The organism is Litchfieldia stipae, from assembly GCF_014837155.1.
In the GTDB taxonomy this organism is placed as follows: Bacteria; Bacillota; Bacilli; order Bacillales; family Bacillaceae_L; genus Litchfieldia.
In genome coordinates this window covers 40,000-56,729 of record NZ_JACYHA010000003.1, presented here as the reverse complement: position 1 = coordinate 56,729, position 16,730 = coordinate 40,000, and the positions used below count along the sequence as shown (strand labels likewise).

The following is a 16,730-nucleotide window of genomic DNA, read 5'->3' as shown; positions in this document are numbered from 1 at the left end:
CTTTAAAAACAGGAAGGAGTTTTACCATGAATGAAAAACAACGCTTAGAAGCTGCACAAATTAATCCATCGGACAAAAAATCCGAAAAGGATTATAGTCAGTATTTCCAAGCTGTCTATCAACCACCTTCTTTAAAAGATGCTAAGAAACGTGGGAAAGAAGACATATCAATTCATAGAGATTTTCATATTCCGGAAGAAATGAACGGATTTGGAGAAGGCAAGAAATTCCTAATTCGTACATATGGATGTCAAATGAATGAACATGATACTGAAGTCATGGCAGGAATTCTAATGGAAATGGGATATGAAGCGACTGACAAAACGGAGGATGCAGATATTGTTTTATTAAATACTTGTGCGATCAGAGAAAATGCTGAAAATAAAGTATTTGGTGAAATTGGACATTTAAAACCTTTGAAACTTAAAAATCCTAATCTGTTAATAGGTATTTGTGGTTGTATGTCTCAAGAAGAATCTGTTGTTAATCGAATTCTTCAAAAACATTCCTTTATTGACATGGTTTTCGGTACACATAATATACACCGCTTACCACAGATTGTGAAAGAAGCGATGTTCAGTAAGGAAATGGTTGTAGAGGTTTGGTCTAAAGAGGGAGACGTCATTGAAAATCTTCCGCGTAGCCGCAAAGGAACTATTAAAGCATGGGTTAATATCATGTATGGTTGTGACAAGTTCTGCACGTATTGTATCGTTCCTTATACACGTGGAAAGGAGCGAAGCAGACAGCCAGAAGATATTATTCAAGAAGTACGTCATTTAGCTGCAAATGGATACCAGGAGGTAACACTTCTTGGACAAAATGTTAATGCTTATGGGAAAGATTTCAAGGATATGAAATATGGTTTAGGTGACTTAATGGACGAGCTCCGTAAGATCGATATTCCACGTATAAGATTTACAACAAGTCATCCAAGAGATTTTGATGATCATCTAATTGATGTACTTGCAAAAGGCGGGAACCTAATGGAGCATATCCATCTTCCAGTGCAATCGGGTAGTTCGGACGTGCTCAAATTAATGGCAAGAAAATACACTCGTGAGCAATATGTTGAACTTGTGAAGAAAATGAAAGAAAAAATCCCCAATGCTTCATTTACAACTGATATTATCGTTGGTTTCCCTAATGAAACTGATGAGCAATTTGAAGAAACACTTTCGTTGTATAAAGAAGTGGAATATGATACAGCTTATACATTTATTTACTCACCACGTGAGGGTACACCAGCAGCTAAGATGGAAGACAATATTCCTATGGAAGTGAAAAAGGAACGATTACAACGCTTAAATGCAATCGTAAATGAGACTTCTGCAAAGAAAAACCTTGCCTACCAGGATCAAGTTGTAGAGGTACTGGTTGAAGGTGAAAGTAAGAAGAATCCAGATGTTCTAGCTGGTTATACAAGTAAAAACAAGTTAGTTAATTTCAGAGGTCCTAAATCAGCGATCGGAAAAATCGTTAAAGTAAAAATTACACAAGCGAAAACTTGGTCATTAGATGGAGAAATGATTGAAGAAGCGGTAGAGGTGAACTAAATGGCGACTTATACAAAAGCACAAATTGTAGAACGTGCAAGAGAACTAGCAAAGATGATAGCTGATACAGAGGAAGTAGATTTCTTTAAACGAGCTGAAGCTCAAATCAATGAAAATCAAAAAATCAAAGAAATGATATCAAGTATTAAGAGTCTTCAGAAGCAAGCGGTCAACTTTCAACATTATGGCAAAACAGAAGCGTTAAAGAAGGTTGAAGCGAAGATTGATGCGATTCAAGCTGAGCTTGATGGCCTTCCAATTGTTGAAGAATTCAAGCAATCTCAGCTTGATGTTAATTATCTATTACAATTAGTAGCTAACACGATCTCAAATCGTGTTACTGATGAAATCATTGAATCAACAGGTGGAGATGTTTTAAGAGGAGAAACTGGTTCAAAGGTTAATAGTAGTAGTGGCGGTAGCTGTCATTAATAAACAAAAGGGTGGTCCAATATGGGATCACCCTTTATTCTTTCGTGATAATTCTTCATAATAATCACGAAAAAAGGTACATATCTGGGCAAAGCCGCATACAATGAACTATATATGGTTTCATTCATTCTTGAATAAATACGTTGAATTTGAATGAAGAGATATTTTTTTTGTATGTTCCAATCTTTTTTCTTAAGGGTAGCAATGGTGAGTTTGAAGTTCAAATGTAAAAAGTATTGTAGATGCTTAAATTATTGGAACACTAGTCATTTGCCCTGCATAGGATGAAATGAAGATTGATAGAGGAGGGTTTGCACGTATGTCTGAATACAGAGAGATTATTACGAAAGCTGTTGTAGGAAAAGGACGTAAATTCACACAATCTACTCACACTATTTCCCCATCACACAGACCAACAAGTATTCTTGGTTGCTGGATTATTAACCATCAATATGATGCAAAGAAATGTGATAACACTGTTGAGGTAAATGGTCGTTATGATATCAATGTTTGGTATTCTTATAATGATAATACGAAAACAGAGGTTGTCACAGAAACAGTTACTTACACTGATGTTATCAAGTTAAAATATAAGGATGATAACTTCTTAGGTGACGACTTTGACGTCATTGCACGCGTACTACAACAACCTAACTGCTTAGAGGCAACTATTTCTCCAAATGGAAATAAAGTAGTTGTTCAAGTAGAAAGAGAATTTCTTGCTGAAGTAATTGGAGAAACAAAAGTATGTGTCGCAGTAAATCCAGAAGGCTGCGTCGATGATGATTGGGATTGTGATGACATTGACGATGAAGAATTCGAAGATTTAAATCCTGACTTCTTAGTTGGAGATTTAGAAGAATAGTAGATGAGTAAGCTAGGGATATGATTCCTTAGCTTTTTTCTTTTTTAGGAAGGGTGTTTTCCAAAAGTTTGTTGTTTTTTGAGGTGAATTAGTTGAGTATAGATTTCTAGCAGACTGAATACACTCAAGACTCCCGTGGGACTAGTTGGCTCCCACAGGACGCGGAGTGTATTCAGGCTGCGGTTTCAAAAGCAACAATATATACGAAAACAGCCTAAATGAAAAACGCTAAGAACAAGATTTCACCAAGGAGATTAATGCCAAGTGGTTGATATTCACCATGAATGATGAAGGTTTATGATATAATACTACATGGAAAAAGAAAAGATTTTGGGGGATTAAGATGGCAGAATATACGCCAATGATACAACAATATTTAAGAATTAAGGCTGAATACAAGGATGCCTTTTTATTTTTTCGACTTGGAGACTTTTATGAAATGTTCTTTGAGGATGCTGTTAATGCTTCTCGAGAACTAGAAATTACATTAACTAGTCGTGAAGGTGGATCTGCTGAGCGTATTCCAATGTGTGGTGTACCTCATCATTCAGCTAGAAATTATATAGATCAACTTGTACAACGAGGATATAAAGTAGCAATTTGTGAGCAGACAGAAGACCCTAAAAGTGCAAAAGGGGTTGTAAGAAGAGAAGTTGTTCAATTAATCACTCCTGGAACAGTGATGGAAGGGAAAGGAATCGAAGAAAAAGAAAATAACTTCCTTGCTTCTGTAAGTCAATTTGGAAGAGACACATTTGGTGTAGCTTTTAATGACTTAACCACTGGTGAGAACAGAGTAACCATTCTGACTGGAACAAAGCACGATGTGATAAATGAGCTCTATTCTAATGGCGTTAAAGAAGTAGTTATTCCTGAGGCGTTAGATGAGGAAGTAAAGAGAAGTATAATTGAAAGCTGTAGTGCAACCATTTCAATTGAGGAAACGACATCAATTGATCATGCATTTTCAACTATTGTCAAACACTTAAATGATGAAAAGCTACTTATCACTTTTGGGCGCTTATTAAATTATCTACAAAAAACTCAAAAACGAAGCCTGAACCATTTACAAGCAGTCATCCATTATAATGCTCATCAATATATGCGAATTGACCTTTATTCAAAAAGAAACCTAGAGCTAACAGAAACGATTCGCTCAAAGGGCAAAAAAGGTTCATTATTGTGGTTACTAGACCAAACAATTACAGCCATGGGTGGACGTTTGCTAAAGCAGTGGATCGATAGACCATTAATCGATCATGATGACATTCAGCTGCGTTTAAATATGGTGGAAACATTAAAAAACCAATACTTTGAACGTCATGATCTTCGTGAACTGCTAAAGGACGTATATGACTTAGAGCGCTTAGCTGGTCGTGTTGCATTTGGAAATGTCAATGCAAGGGATTTAATGCAATTAAGAAAATCATTAGAACAAATCCCAGCTATCAAAAAAGTGATCCATGAGCTTGGAAATGAGTATGCAGGTAATCTTGCAAACAAAATTGATTCATTAGAAGATTTAACGATGCTGCTCCATTCATCAATTAAGGAAAATCCACCTCTTTCCATTAAAGACGGTGATATTATCAAAGATGGCTTTAATGAAACATTAGATCGTTATCGTGATGCAAGCAGAAATGGGAAGACATGGATTGCTAATTTAGAAAAAGAAGAGCGTGAAAAAACAGGGATCAAATCATTAAAAATCGGTTATAACAAAATTTTTGGTTATTATATAGAAGTCACAAGAGCGAATCTTCAATATCTTCCTGAAGGAAATTATGAAAGAAAGCAAACATTATCGAATGCTGAACGTTTCATTACACCTGAATTGAAAGAAAAGGAAGCTCTAATCTTAGAAGCTGAAGAGAAGATCATTCAGTTAGAATATGATATTTTTGTAGATATTCGTGAGCAGGTCAAGGATTATATTCCACGCCTTCAATTACTTTCAAAAATTATAAGTGAGATAGATGCCCTACAATGCTTTGCTACAATTAGTGAAGAGCGCCATTATAGTAGACCGACTTTTTCAGAGAATGAAATTTTCATAAAGGATGGTCGTCATCCTGTCGTTGAAAAAGTAATGAATTCACAGGAATATGTTCCAAATGATTGCTTCATGAAAGACGGACGTCACTTGCTATTAATTACTGGTCCGAATATGTCAGGGAAAAGTACCTATATGCGTCAAGTGGCACTAATTGCCATCTTAGCTCAAATCGGATGCTTTGTTCCTGCTAATGAAGCCGTATTACCAATATTTGATCAAGTATTTACAAGAATCGGTGCTGCTGATGATTTAATATCCGGTCAAAGTACGTTCATGGTTGAGATGCTAGAAGCAAAGAATGCCATTGTTCATGCTACACAGAAGAGCTTAATTCTGTTTGATGAGATTGGAAGAGGAACATCAACATATGATGGGATGGCACTTGCACAAGCAATTATTGAGTATATCCATGATCATCTCGGTTCTAAGACATTGTTCTCAACGCATTATCATGAATTAACAGATTTAGAAAACCAGCTCCCTCAGTTAACGAATGTTCATGTTAGCGCAATTGAGGAACAAGGAAAAGTAGTCTTCCTTCATAAAATCAAAGAAGGTGCTGCAGACAAAAGTTATGGTATTCATGTTGCAGAATTGGCCGAGCTTCCGTCTTCATTGATCAATCGAGCGCGTCAAATTCTAGAACAACTTGAACAAGGGGATCAAAAGAAAAGTGAGAAAGAAGAACCGGTAGAGAATAAGATTGAACAGAATCAAGTCGAGGAATCTCAATTATCATTTTTTGAAGCGACAACAAACACTAATTTAAAAGAGGAAGGCCTAACTAAAAAAGAAAAACAAGTAGTACAAATGGTTAAATCCTTAAATTTATTAGAAATGACCCCTCTTGATGCAATAAATAAGCTGTATGAAGTTCAAAAAAAGTTAACATAGATTTTTAAATGGGGTGAGCTAATGGGGAAAATAAGAAAGCTTGATGACCATCTCTCCAATAAAATTGCCGCTGGTGAGGTCGTTGAGCGACCTGCTTCAGTTGTTAAAGAACTTGTTGAAAATGCAATCGATGCAAATAGTACCATTATTGAAATTGAGGTAGAGGAAGCAGGATTATCAAAAATTCGCATCATTGATAATGGTGATGGGATTGAACCAGATGACTGCTTAACGGCTTTTTATCGCCATGCAACAAGTAAGATAAAGGATGAGAATGATTTATTTCGAATTCGATCATTAGGATTTCGCGGAGAGGCGCTTCCAAGTATTGCTTCAGTATCTGAGTTAGAAATGAAGACGAGTACTGGAGCAATTGGGACAAGAGTGTTGATTAGAGGCGGCGAGATTATTTCGCATGAATCGACGAATAGCCGTAAAGGGACGGAAATCATAGTATCTAATCTCTTTTTCAATACACCTGCCCGGCTGAAGTATATGAAAACCATTCATACTGAGCTAGGGAATATAACTGATGTTGTTAATCGGATTTCAATGGCACATCCACATATTTCATTTCGCCTCACACACAATGGCAAGAAGCTGCTCTATACAAATGGAAACGGTGATGTAAGACATGTAATTGCGTCGATCTATGGCATGAACATTGCGAAGAAAATGATACCAATCAATTTAGAGTCCATTGATTTTACTGTGAATGGCTTTATCGCTTTACCAGAGATAACGAGAGCTTCACGAAACTACATTTCTATTATGATTAATGGTCGTTATATAAAAAACTACCTAATTGGAAATGCCATTCAACAAGGTTATCATACCCTGTTGCCTATAGGTCGATATCCAATCGTCATGTTAAACATTGAGATGGATCCATTATTAGTGGATGTTAATGTTCATCCTGCCAAGCTTGAAGTACGGTTAAGTAAAGAGCAGGAATTAATGGAGGTCATTACTTCAGGAATTAAACAAGCCTTTAAGCGGGTCCAACTTATTCCTGAGGTGAATACTCCAGTTAAACAAAAAATAGTGCTTCAGTCTGAGCAACAGCAATTTAGCTTCCAGCACCGTCAAAATGAGTCTCAAAATCTAGCAATTAGTGAGGGGACTGACACTCTAAATCGTGTTGTAGCTAGTTCGCCAACAATTAATACATTCAAAGCAGAGGTTAGCCCTGAACAAGAGAGTCTACTCTCTGCTGTACCTATAATAAATCAAAAGGATATCAAGATTGATGAGATTGGTGAGTCCGAATTTGATTATGAATTTGAAGAGACAGAAGTAATAGAGTTTGAGGAAGAAACACAAGATGAATCACCAGTTAAAGAGAGGGTTCCAACTCTATATCCAATTGGCCAGATGCATGGTACGTACATTCTTGCTCAGAATGAGAATGGTTTATATATTATTGACCAACATGCTGCCCAAGAGAGAATAAAATATGAGTTCTTCCGCGAAAAAGTTGGAGAAGTAATTAATGAATCACAAGAATTACTGATCCCAATTACCTTTGAGTATTCAAAGGATGAGAGCTTAATTATTGATTCTCATAAGGAAGAATTACAGAAGGTTGGAGTCTTTCTAGAAAGCTTTGGTCACAATAGCTATATTGTTCGATCACATCCGCAATGGTTCCCTAAAGGGGATGAAAAGGAACTAATTGAAGAAATCATTGAGCAAGTGTTAACAGTGAAGAAAGTGGATCTTAAGCTATTAAGAGAAGAAGCAGCTATTATGATGAGCTGTAAAGCCTCGATAAAGGCAAATCATCACTTAAGAAATGATGAAATCTTTTCTTTACTTGAGACTTTAAGGACGACTTCTGATCCATTTACTTGCCCTCATGGACGACCAATTATTATTCATTATTCTACGTACGAAATGGAAAAGATGTTTAAACGAGTGATGTAGTTATTTAGTGAAACAGTATACGAATTGTTTATTTTAACTAGATTATTGTAATTAATTTATGCAGATTATTTAGTTATGTGTGGAACTTTTGGAAATTTGGCAGAAGTCTAGGACAACCTCTCCTTTTTCGACATAAGATGTTATTAATCTTATACGAAAGGAGGGTAAATGAATGAATAACAGAAATGGTAACTTTAACAATAGAAATGGGAACCTTAACAATGTAGAAACAGTTTATTACCCAACGGAAAATGTTGAAAACAATACAACAAATGTTAGAACCATTAGACGTGTTCACCCGACACACATTAATCATGTAAATAATAATATTACTAGAGTTGAAAATTACTATCCTGTAACAGAATCTGTAGAGAATGTGAATAGTGTAGAGGAATATAATTGTGGAAGTGATTTAAGAAATCCACGTTGTAGACCAGTTAATAGATGTCGTAAGTGTTAGTGAATATTTAATTTAGTGGAAAATCGTCGATTTTCCACTTTTTTTGTAAAAAGATGTTATTTTTTCTACTTAAATGGTTATACTAGGTTTCGTGTTTATTGTTGCTAGATAATCAATTTAACAAAAATACTTCTTCTAATGAATGTACTCTATATTTTGTGTTACGATAGTTCTAGAAGATATAGAAGAAGGTAGTGAATATTTATTGAGTAAGAATAAAGAAAAGCTTGTGGTTTTAATTGGTCCCACTGCCGTAGGTAAAACTAAGCTTAGTATTGAGCTTGCAAAAAAATTAAATGCTGAAATTGTTAGTGGCGATTCGATGCAAATTTACAAAGAGATGGACATTGGAACGGCGAAAATAACAGAGGAAGAAATGGATGGTGTTAGACATCATTTAATTGATATTGTTGACCCAACCGATAGTTATTCAGTTGCCGATTTTCAAAGTGATGTAAGAAGAATAATAAAGGAAATATATGCACGAGGAAAACTTCCTATGATTGTCGGAGGCACCGGCTTATACATACAATCCGTCATATATGACTATCAATTTACTGATAATGCTTCTAATCCGGTTGTTAGAGCTGAGCTTGAAAATCGATTAGAATCAGAAGGCGTGGATACATTATATGAAGAATTAAAGAAGATTGATTCTGAGAGTGCTAGTCGTATTCATCCGAATAATACAAGAAGAGTTATTCGTGCACTTGAGATTTATCAAACGACAGGGAAAAAAATGTCGGACTATCTTGAATCTCAAGAAAAGGAACTATTATATGATGTTAGCTTAATTGGGTTAACCATGGATCGAGAAATCCTGTATGATCGAATTAATCAAAGAGTAGATCTTATGATGGATTCAGGTTTGCTAAATGAAGTTGAAAAGCTTTATCACAAAGGGATAAGGGATGTTCAATCCATCCAAGCAATTGGCTATAAGGAACTTTATCAATACTTTGATGGTTTCATTCCACTTCATAAAGCAATTGAAGAACTGAAACAAAATTCAAGAAGATACGCCAAACGACAGCTAACTTGGTTTCGAAATAAGATGGATGTGCAATGGTTTGATGTCACAAACAAATCATTTAATCAAACATTAGATGAAATTTTAAAATATATTGCAGGAAAGCTTTGAGTTAAGGCGAATAGTATTGGTAAGAGGATTATTTAACACATAGCAATTATGATTTATACTAAATATATAGTATTTCCTATAGACAAAGAGGAGGATATGAAGTGAAGCAATCAATTAATATTCAAGACCAGTTTTTAAATCAGTTAAGAAAAGATGGTACATTTGTAACTGTATTCTTATTGAATGGATTCCAAATCAGAGGGAATGTCAAAGGCTTTGATAATTTCACAGTGTTATTAGAAACAGAGGGGAAGCAACAATTGATTTATAAGCATGCAATTTCAACCTTCTCCCCACAAAAGAATATTCAATTGGAGCTTGAGTAGCATACTAGATGCAATTGATTAAAAAACAACTTACATTTTGTAGGTTGTTTTTTATTTTCTTTTAATTATTTATTAATTCGCTCATATACTTAGATTATGGAAATATTTCTTGGGAAAGCGCAAAAAGAAACATTTTTCTATTTTGTTGTGTAGAAAAATAACGAAATTTGTATACATAATCAGTAGTATACAGCTCGGTCATAATTATTGATAGGCGATTGTCACATTTTTTCAACCTCGAACGTATAATGGTAAAGAATGAGAGGTGAGAGCTCTTGGATCAACCAATTACAATGAAAAATAATGGTCAAATAAATGTTGTATTAAATGGACAAAAGAAGAAATTAAAGGTTGTAAATACCGTCTCAAATGAAAAAATTCCAACTAATTTACAATCTAAACATAGTGCCTTGAAGGAAATTGAAAAGGAAATGGATAGCTTAGTTGGAATGGAAGAAATGAAAAAAATGATTAAAGAAATTTATGCGTGGATTTACATTAATAAAAAGAGAGAAGAACAAGGATTAAAAGCAGAAAAGCAAGCACTTCATATGATGTTTAAAGGAAACCCAGGTACAGGCAAAACAACAGTAGCTAGGCTCCTAGGTAAACTATTTGTTCAAATGAATGTGTTATCTAAAGGGCACCTAATTGAAGCTGAGAGAGCAGATCTAGTTGGTGAGTATATTGGTCATACAGCACAAAAGACAAGGGATTTGATAAAAAAAGCTCTCGGTGGTATTTTATTTATTGATGAAGCTTATTCACTTGCTAGAGGCGGAGAAAAAGACTTCGGTAAAGAAGCAATCGATACTCTTGTTAAACATATGGAAGACAAACAACATGAATTTGTACTTATATTAGCTGGATACTCAAGGGAAATGGATCATTTTCTTTCATTAAATCCAGGCCTTTATTCTCGCTTTCCTTTGGTGATTGATTTTCCTGATTATACCGTTGACCAATTAATGGATATTGCCAAACGAATGATGGACGAACGTGAATATACTTTTAGCCAGGATGCGAATAGAAAGTTAAGGGAACACTTATATACATTAAAAAATAACGCTAGAATTAATACTTTCAGTAACGGAAGATATATTCGAAATATAATTGAGAAATCCATCCGTTCTCAAGCAATGAGATTATTAGTAAATGAAGAATATGAACGACAAGAATTGATTAAAATTAGGACACAGGATTTAATTTTTAAAGATGATTAATCTAGGAATAAAAGTCGCTATCAGGGCGGCTTTTTACTTACTCTATATTTAAATCAATTGAAAATGGTGATTTCAGGCTAGATTTGATATGATGATATTACATTGAAACTGATTGGAAGGAAGGAATTTAGTTGATCGAAAATCATGACAATGAATTGGAAAAAGTTATATTAGTGGGTTGTCAGCTCCAAAATGAAGATGATGAAAGATTTGAATATTCTCTAGAAGAGCTCCGTTCTCTTACAAAAACAGCTCAAGGTCAAGTAGTTATGACTGTAACACAAAAGCGGGAAAGACGTCATAATGCTACTTATATAGGAAAGGGTAAATTGGAGGAGTTAGTAGCATTAGAGAAAGAGCTTGATGCTGATGTTATTATCTTTAATGATGAATTATCTCCAAGTCAAATAAGAAATCTATCTGGTTATTTAGATGCTCGTGTCATTGACCGTACCCAATTAATTTTAGACATTTTTGCATCAAGAGCTAATTCAAAAGAAGGAAAATTACAAGTAGAGTTAGCACAACTTCAATATCTATTGCCTCGTCTTGGGGGTAAAGGGATTGAATTATCACGTCTCGGTGCAGGAATTGGTACACGTGGACCCGGAGAAACTAAATTAGAAACGGATCGACGTCATATTAATAGAAGAATCGACGATATTAAAGGACAGCTTGAAGTAATTGTACAGCACCGTGAACGTTATCGTGAACGAAGAAAGAAGAATAATACATATCAAATAGCCCTTGTAGGCTATACGAATGCTGGTAAATCGACATTATTTAATAGGTTAACTGAAGCAGATTCATTTGAAGAGAATCTCTTGTTTGCAACCCTTGATCCAATGACTAGAAAAATGATTTTGCCGTGTGGTTTAACTACGCTGTTAACTGATACAGTTGGTTTTATTCAAGATTTACCAACGACTCTTATTGCAGCATTTAGGTCTACTCTTGAAGAAGTGAAAGAGGCAGACTTAATTCTTCATGTTGTTGATTCATCAAATCGTGATTATTTCAACCATGAACAAACCGTTCATAAATTGTTAAAAGAACTAAAAGTAGATAATATTCCGATTTTGACCATTTATAATAAAAGAGATAGAATGCTTTCTGATTTTGTTCCAACAGCTAAACAGGAATCGATTCTCGTAAGCGCATTTAACATGGAAGACCTTCTGCAAGTCAAAACACATATTGAAGTTGCGATGATGAAAGAGATGGATGAATATCACGTGACCATTCCAAATAGTGAAGGTAAAATACTAGCTAGTTTGAAGCAGGACACGATATTAAAAGGATTACAATACAACGAAGAAAAGGATATGTATGAGTGTAGTGGATTTATTCTACCAAGCCATTCACTTACAGGCCAACTTAGACATTTTCAACAATAAAGGGGAAACTAGCCATCATGTTTAAAGAGTTAGAATATGGAGAAGAAATAGCGAAACTTGTAGGAGATATCGAAGATAAGGTTCGCTTAAAGCATCATGAAATTGAACAAATGATTGATTTTAATCAGTCGAAAGTGTTAAATAGCTTTAGAAAGCATAGAGTGAGTGATACTCATTTTAATCCTTCTACTGGATATGGTTATGATGATATAGGACGTGATACATTAGAACAAATCTATGCTGATATCTTTGGTGGGGAATCGGGTCTTGTTCGTCCTCAAATTATCTCAGGTACCCATGCAATCTCTATTGCTTTATTTGGTATACTAAGACCTAATGATGACCTTCTATACATAACAGGTAAGCCTTATGACACTTTAGAAGAAATTGTAGGAATTAGAGGAGAAGGAATAGGTTCATTAAAAGAATTCAATATTGGTTACAGCTCAGTAGATTTAACTGAAGAGGGTAGTGTTGATTTTGAAGCAGTTAGAAATGCCATTACAAGCAAGACAAAAATGATTGGTATTCAGCGTTCAAAAGGATATGCTACTAGACCATCGTTTACCATCGCAGAGATTAAAGAAATGATTGGTTTTGTCAAAGGAATTAATCCTAACCTAGTTGTATTTGTGGATAATTGCTATGGCGAATTTGTTGAAGAAATGGAGCCATGTGACGTTGGTGCAGATTTAATAGCTGGATCACTCATTAAGAATCCAGGTGGTGGCCTAGCAAAAACAGGTGGTTATCTCGTTGGAAAAGAAGATGCGATTAAAGCATGCTCTTATCGACTTACGTCTCCTGGAATTGGAGCAGAGGCAGGCGCCTCATTATACAGTCTTCAAGAAATGTATCAAGGATTATTTCTAGCACCTCATATTGTAGGGCAGGCCTTAAAAGGCGCGGTCTTTACTTCCGCAATTCTAGAAGAATTAAATTTTAATACTTCTCCGAAATGGGATGTATATCGAACAGATTTAATTCAGTCTGTTCAATTTGATGACCGTGATATGATGGTGGAATTTTGTCAGGCTATTCAATTTAGTTCTCCTATTAATTCATATGTAAAGCCTTATCCAAGCTATATGCCAGGGTACAGTGATGATGTTATTATGGCAGCGGGAACATTTATTCAAGGAGCAAGTATTGAATTAACTGCTGACGGTCCCTTAAGACCTCCATATGTGGCATATGTTCAAGGGGGACTTACATATTCACATGTGAAAATTGCGATATGTACAGCGATAAATCAATTATTAGTAAAAAAATTAATTCAGCTGAATAAACTGTAAAATTAATGTAAGAAAATATAACGTATTGTTGACATGTAATATCACATAAGATAAAATGAAGTTATCTATTTAAGTTTTTAGAAAATATGCACAGTTTAAAGAAAAGGAGGCGCTGGCGTGAGTGACAACAATATAAGACGCACAATGCCATTATTTCCAATCAGCATCGTGATGCAACTAACTGAGTTGTCTGCTCGGCAAATCCGTTATTATGAAGAGAATAATCTAGTTTTTCCTGCTAGAACAGAAGGCAATAGACGACTATTTTCTTTTAATGATGTAGACCGTCTTTTAGAAATCCGGGATTTGATCGAGGATGGCGTTAATTTAGCTGGTATTAAGCAAGTATTTGCTGTTAAAGAAGGACAAAAGCAAACAGCAGAAATACCAAAAGCACCTGTTAAGCAAGAATTATCTGATGAAGAATTAAGAAAGCTTTTAAAAGCTGAATTAATTGATGCAGGTAGGTTTAACAGATCAAGCCTTAGACAAGGTGATATGTCTAGGTTTTTCCATTAGTTAGTAACCAATTAAACTATAAATATTTATCTAGGGGAGGAAATACTTATGGCAAAGTATACAAAAGAGGATATCTTTCGATTAGCACAGGAAGACAACGTTAAGTACATTCGTCTACAGTTCACTGATATCTTAGGAACAATTAAAAATGTTGAGATCCCAGTAAGTCAATTAGAAAAAGCATTAGATAACAAAATGATGTTTGATGGTTCTTCGATTGAAGGGTTTGTACGTATTGAGGAATCAGATATGTATCTATTCCCAGATTTAGATACATGGGTTGTTTTCCCTTGGACAGCTGAAAAAGGGAAAGTTGCTCGCTTAATTTGTGATATCTATAACCCAGATGGAACTCCATTTGAAGGAGATCCACGAAATAATTTAAAGCGTATCTTAAAGGAAATGGAAGCTTTAGGATTTACAGATTTCAATCTTGGACCAGAGCCTGAATTCTTCTTATTCAAATTAGATGAAAAAGGTGAACCAACTCTTGAATTAAACGATAATGGTGGATACTTTGACTTAGCTCCAACTGATTTAGGTGAAAACTGCCGTCGTGATATCGTATTAGAGCTTGAAGAAATGGGCTTTGAAATTGAAGCATCTCACCATGAGGTTGCTCCAGGACAACATGAAATTGACTTTAAGTATGCTGGTGCATTAAAAGCTTGTGATGACATTCAAACATTTAAATTAGTAGTGAAAACAATTGCTCGTAAGCATGGTTTACACGCAACATTTATGCCTAAGCCACTATTCGGTGTGAATGGTTCAGGAATGCATTGTAACTTATCATTATTTACTAATGGAGTGAATGCTTTCTACGATAAAGCTGGTGAATTAGAATTAAGTGAAACTGCAAGACAATTTATTGCTGGAATCATTAAGCATGCACCTAACTTCACTGCTGTTACAAATCCAACGGTTAATTCTTACAAGCGACTTGTACCTGGATATGAGGCACCTTGTTATGTTGCATGGTCTGCACGTAATAGAAGCCCATTAATTCGTATTCCAGCTTCACGTGGTTTAAGCACACGAGTTGAGGTTCGAAGTGTTGACCCAGCTGCAAATCCATATTTAGCAATGGCTGTATTATTAGCTGCTGGATTAGATGGAATTAAGAATTCACTTCAAGCTCCTGCTCCAATCGATCGTAACATTTATGTTATGAACAAAGAAGAAAGACTAGAAGCTGGGATTGTTGATTTACCTGCAACTCTTGCTCAAGCATTAGATAACTTTAAAACGGATGAAGTATTAGTAAATGCTCTAGGCAGACATTTATTTGAACACTTCCTTGAAGCTAAAGAGATTGAGTGGGATATGTTTAGAACGCAGGTACATCCATGGGAGAGAGACCAATACATGTCAATGTACTAAAATAATTAAGAGTGTAAAGCCATTATTGGCTTTACACTCTTTTTATTTGAAATAAAAAAGCTTGAGGAGTAATTCCTCAAGCTCTTCCTACTTTAAAAACTAGTTAATGAATATACTAGTTTTGCTGTTTTTAATGGACGGTTCTATAAACTCCAATTACTTTACCGAGAATAGAAACATTTCTCAAGATAATTGGCTCTAACATAGAATTTTCAGGTTGTAATCTAATGTGATCTTGCTCCTTGAAGAAGCGTTTAACTGTTGCTTCATCATCTTCAGTCATGGCTACAACGATATCCCCATTATTTGCAGAAGGCTGTTGTTTTACAATGACTAAGTCCCCGTCTAATATACCTGCTTCGATCATACTATCACCCATAATTTCTAGCATAAAAACATTGTCATCAGGGGAAACGTATTTATCTGGAAGAGGGAAGTATTCTTCAATATTTTCTACTGCAGTTATAGGTAGTCCAGCAGTAACTTTACCGATAATAGGTACATTAACGACATTATTCTTGAGAACGTGTGGTGCAGAATCAACATCTAAGATTTCAATTGCACGAGGTTTAGTAGGATCTCGTCTTATTAAGCCTTTGCTTTCAAGTCTTGATAAATGTCCGTGCACAGTTGAACTTGATGCTAGTCCGACAGCTTCACCAATTTCTCTTACTGAAGGTGGATATCCTTTATCTTTTACTTCATTTTTTATGTAATTTAGTATATCTTGTTGTCTTTTTGATAACTTTGTCATTTCTCTAGCACCTCGAATCTTGTTATTTTTAAAAATTATAGCATGAATTGTAAAAAAGTACAAACATAAGTTCGAATTTCGCTTGACTAAAACGTATGTTCTCATTATAATGAAAAATAGATAGAGCGAACATATATTCTAATATATTTTTGGAGGTTTAATTATAATGAAATTATCAATTGAGGGATTAACATATTATATTTTATTTTTTGTATTATTAATCGGATTAACATTAGCATTGTCAACAACAGCAAATGGTGAAAATGATCATCAGTATGTAACAATCACACTTTCAGAAGGTGATTCTCTATGGAAAGTAAATGAGACGTTTAAAGAGCATCATCAATTTCAATTTTTCGAGTTTGTAGATTGGGTTGAAACTAAAAACAAAGTAAATGCTGAAGCATTGAAGCCAGGTGATCAACTAGTACTTCCTATTAAACTGAAAGATAATAATGAGATTTTAACAGCGTATGCATCTTCAGAAGAATAAGAGGGATTAA

General features: G+C 34.9%; 15 protein-coding genes. 14 read left to right on the top strand and 1 reads right to left on the bottom strand.

Annotated elements, in window-relative coordinates:
* Nucleotides 1–26: 26 nt before the first annotated feature.
* The 13 genes from miaB to glnA all read left to right on the top strand — a co-directional run bounded on the left by miaB (nt 27) and on the right by glnA (nt 15,473).
* Entirely contained in the window at nt 27–1,556 is a 1,530-nt protein-coding gene (miaB, locus tag F7888_RS04415) for a tRNA (N6-isopentenyl adenosine(37)-C2)-methylthiotransferase MiaB (RefSeq protein WP_191777590.1), read from the top strand.
* Entirely contained in the window at nt 1,557–1,988 is a 432-nt protein-coding gene (locus F7888_RS04410) for a YlbF/YmcA family competence regulator (RefSeq protein WP_191777589.1), read from the top strand. It begins immediately after the preceding gene.
* Nucleotides 1,989–2,307: 319 nt separating this feature from the next.
* A complete protein-coding gene (locus F7888_RS04405) occupies nt 2,308–2,853 on the top strand; it encodes an outer spore coat protein CotE (RefSeq protein WP_191777588.1) in 546 nt (181 codons plus the stop codon).
* Between the two features lie 343 nt (nt 2,854–3,196).
* Nucleotides 3,197–5,803 (top strand): DNA mismatch repair protein MutS, encoded by a 2,607-nt coding sequence (gene mutS, locus F7888_RS04400; protein WP_191777587.1) that lies wholly within the window; start codon nt 3,197–3,199, stop codon nt 5,801–5,803.
* Between the two features lie 21 nt (nt 5,804–5,824).
* Nucleotides 5,825–7,729: a DNA mismatch repair endonuclease MutL gene (mutL, locus tag F7888_RS04395; RefSeq protein ID WP_191777585.1), complete on the top strand. Its 1,905-nt coding sequence runs from the start codon at nt 5,825–5,827 to the stop codon at nt 7,727–7,729.
* Between the two features lie 172 nt (nt 7,730–7,901).
* A complete protein-coding gene (locus F7888_RS04390) occupies nt 7,902–8,189 on the top strand; it encodes a CotD family spore coat protein (protein WP_191777583.1) in 288 nt (95 codons plus the stop codon).
* Nucleotides 8,190–8,394: 205 nt separating this feature from the next.
* Nucleotides 8,395–9,330, top strand: coding sequence for a tRNA (adenosine(37)-N6)-dimethylallyltransferase MiaA (gene miaA / locus F7888_RS04385; RefSeq protein WP_225228602.1), 936 nt, complete (start codon nt 8,395–8,397; stop codon nt 9,328–9,330).
* Between the two features lie 101 nt (nt 9,331–9,431).
* The gene (gene hfq / locus F7888_RS04380; RefSeq protein WP_191777579.1) at nt 9,432–9,656 is read left to right on the top strand and encodes an RNA chaperone Hfq; all 225 of its coding nucleotides are present in this window, start codon (nt 9,432–9,434) and stop codon (nt 9,654–9,656) included.
* A gap of 275 nt (nt 9,657–9,931) precedes the next feature.
* A complete protein-coding gene (gene spoVK / locus F7888_RS04375) occupies nt 9,932–10,879 on the top strand; it encodes a stage V sporulation protein K (RefSeq protein WP_191777577.1) in 948 nt (315 codons plus the stop codon).
* Between the two features lie 134 nt (nt 10,880–11,013).
* On the top strand, nt 11,014–12,276 hold the full coding sequence (hflX, locus tag F7888_RS04370) for a GTPase HflX (RefSeq protein WP_191778201.1): 1,263 nt from the start codon (nt 11,014–11,016) through the stop codon (nt 12,274–12,276).
* 17 nt (nt 12,277–12,293) lie between these two features.
* Nucleotides 12,294–13,571, top strand: coding sequence for a methionine gamma-lyase family protein (locus tag F7888_RS04365; RefSeq protein WP_191777575.1), 1,278 nt, complete (start codon nt 12,294–12,296; stop codon nt 13,569–13,571).
* Nucleotides 13,572–13,715: 144 nt separating this feature from the next.
* Complete coding sequence (locus F7888_RS04360) at nt 13,716–14,090, top strand: MerR family transcriptional regulator (RefSeq protein WP_191778199.1); 375 nt, start codon at nt 13,716–13,718, stop codon at nt 14,088–14,090.
* A gap of 48 nt (nt 14,091–14,138) precedes the next feature.
* A complete protein-coding gene (glnA, locus tag F7888_RS04355; RefSeq protein WP_191777572.1) occupies nt 14,139–15,473 on the top strand; it encodes a type I glutamate--ammonia ligase in 1,335 nt (444 codons plus the stop codon).
* Between the two features lie 130 nt (nt 15,474–15,603).
* Here glnA and lexA read toward each other — a convergent pair whose 3' ends face one another.
* Nucleotides 15,604–16,227 (bottom strand): transcriptional repressor LexA, encoded by a 624-nt coding sequence (lexA, locus tag F7888_RS04350; RefSeq protein ID WP_191777570.1) that lies wholly within the window; start codon nt 16,225–16,227, stop codon nt 15,604–15,606.
* A 166-nt stretch (nt 16,228–16,393) separates the two neighbouring features.
* On the opposite strand from lexA, the gene yneA reads away from it, so the two are divergent.
* Nucleotides 16,394–16,720: a cell division suppressor protein YneA gene (yneA, locus tag F7888_RS04345; RefSeq protein WP_191777568.1), complete on the top strand. Its 327-nt coding sequence runs from the start codon at nt 16,394–16,396 to the stop codon at nt 16,718–16,720.
* The last annotated feature ends 10 nt before the right edge of the window (nt 16,721–16,730 follow it).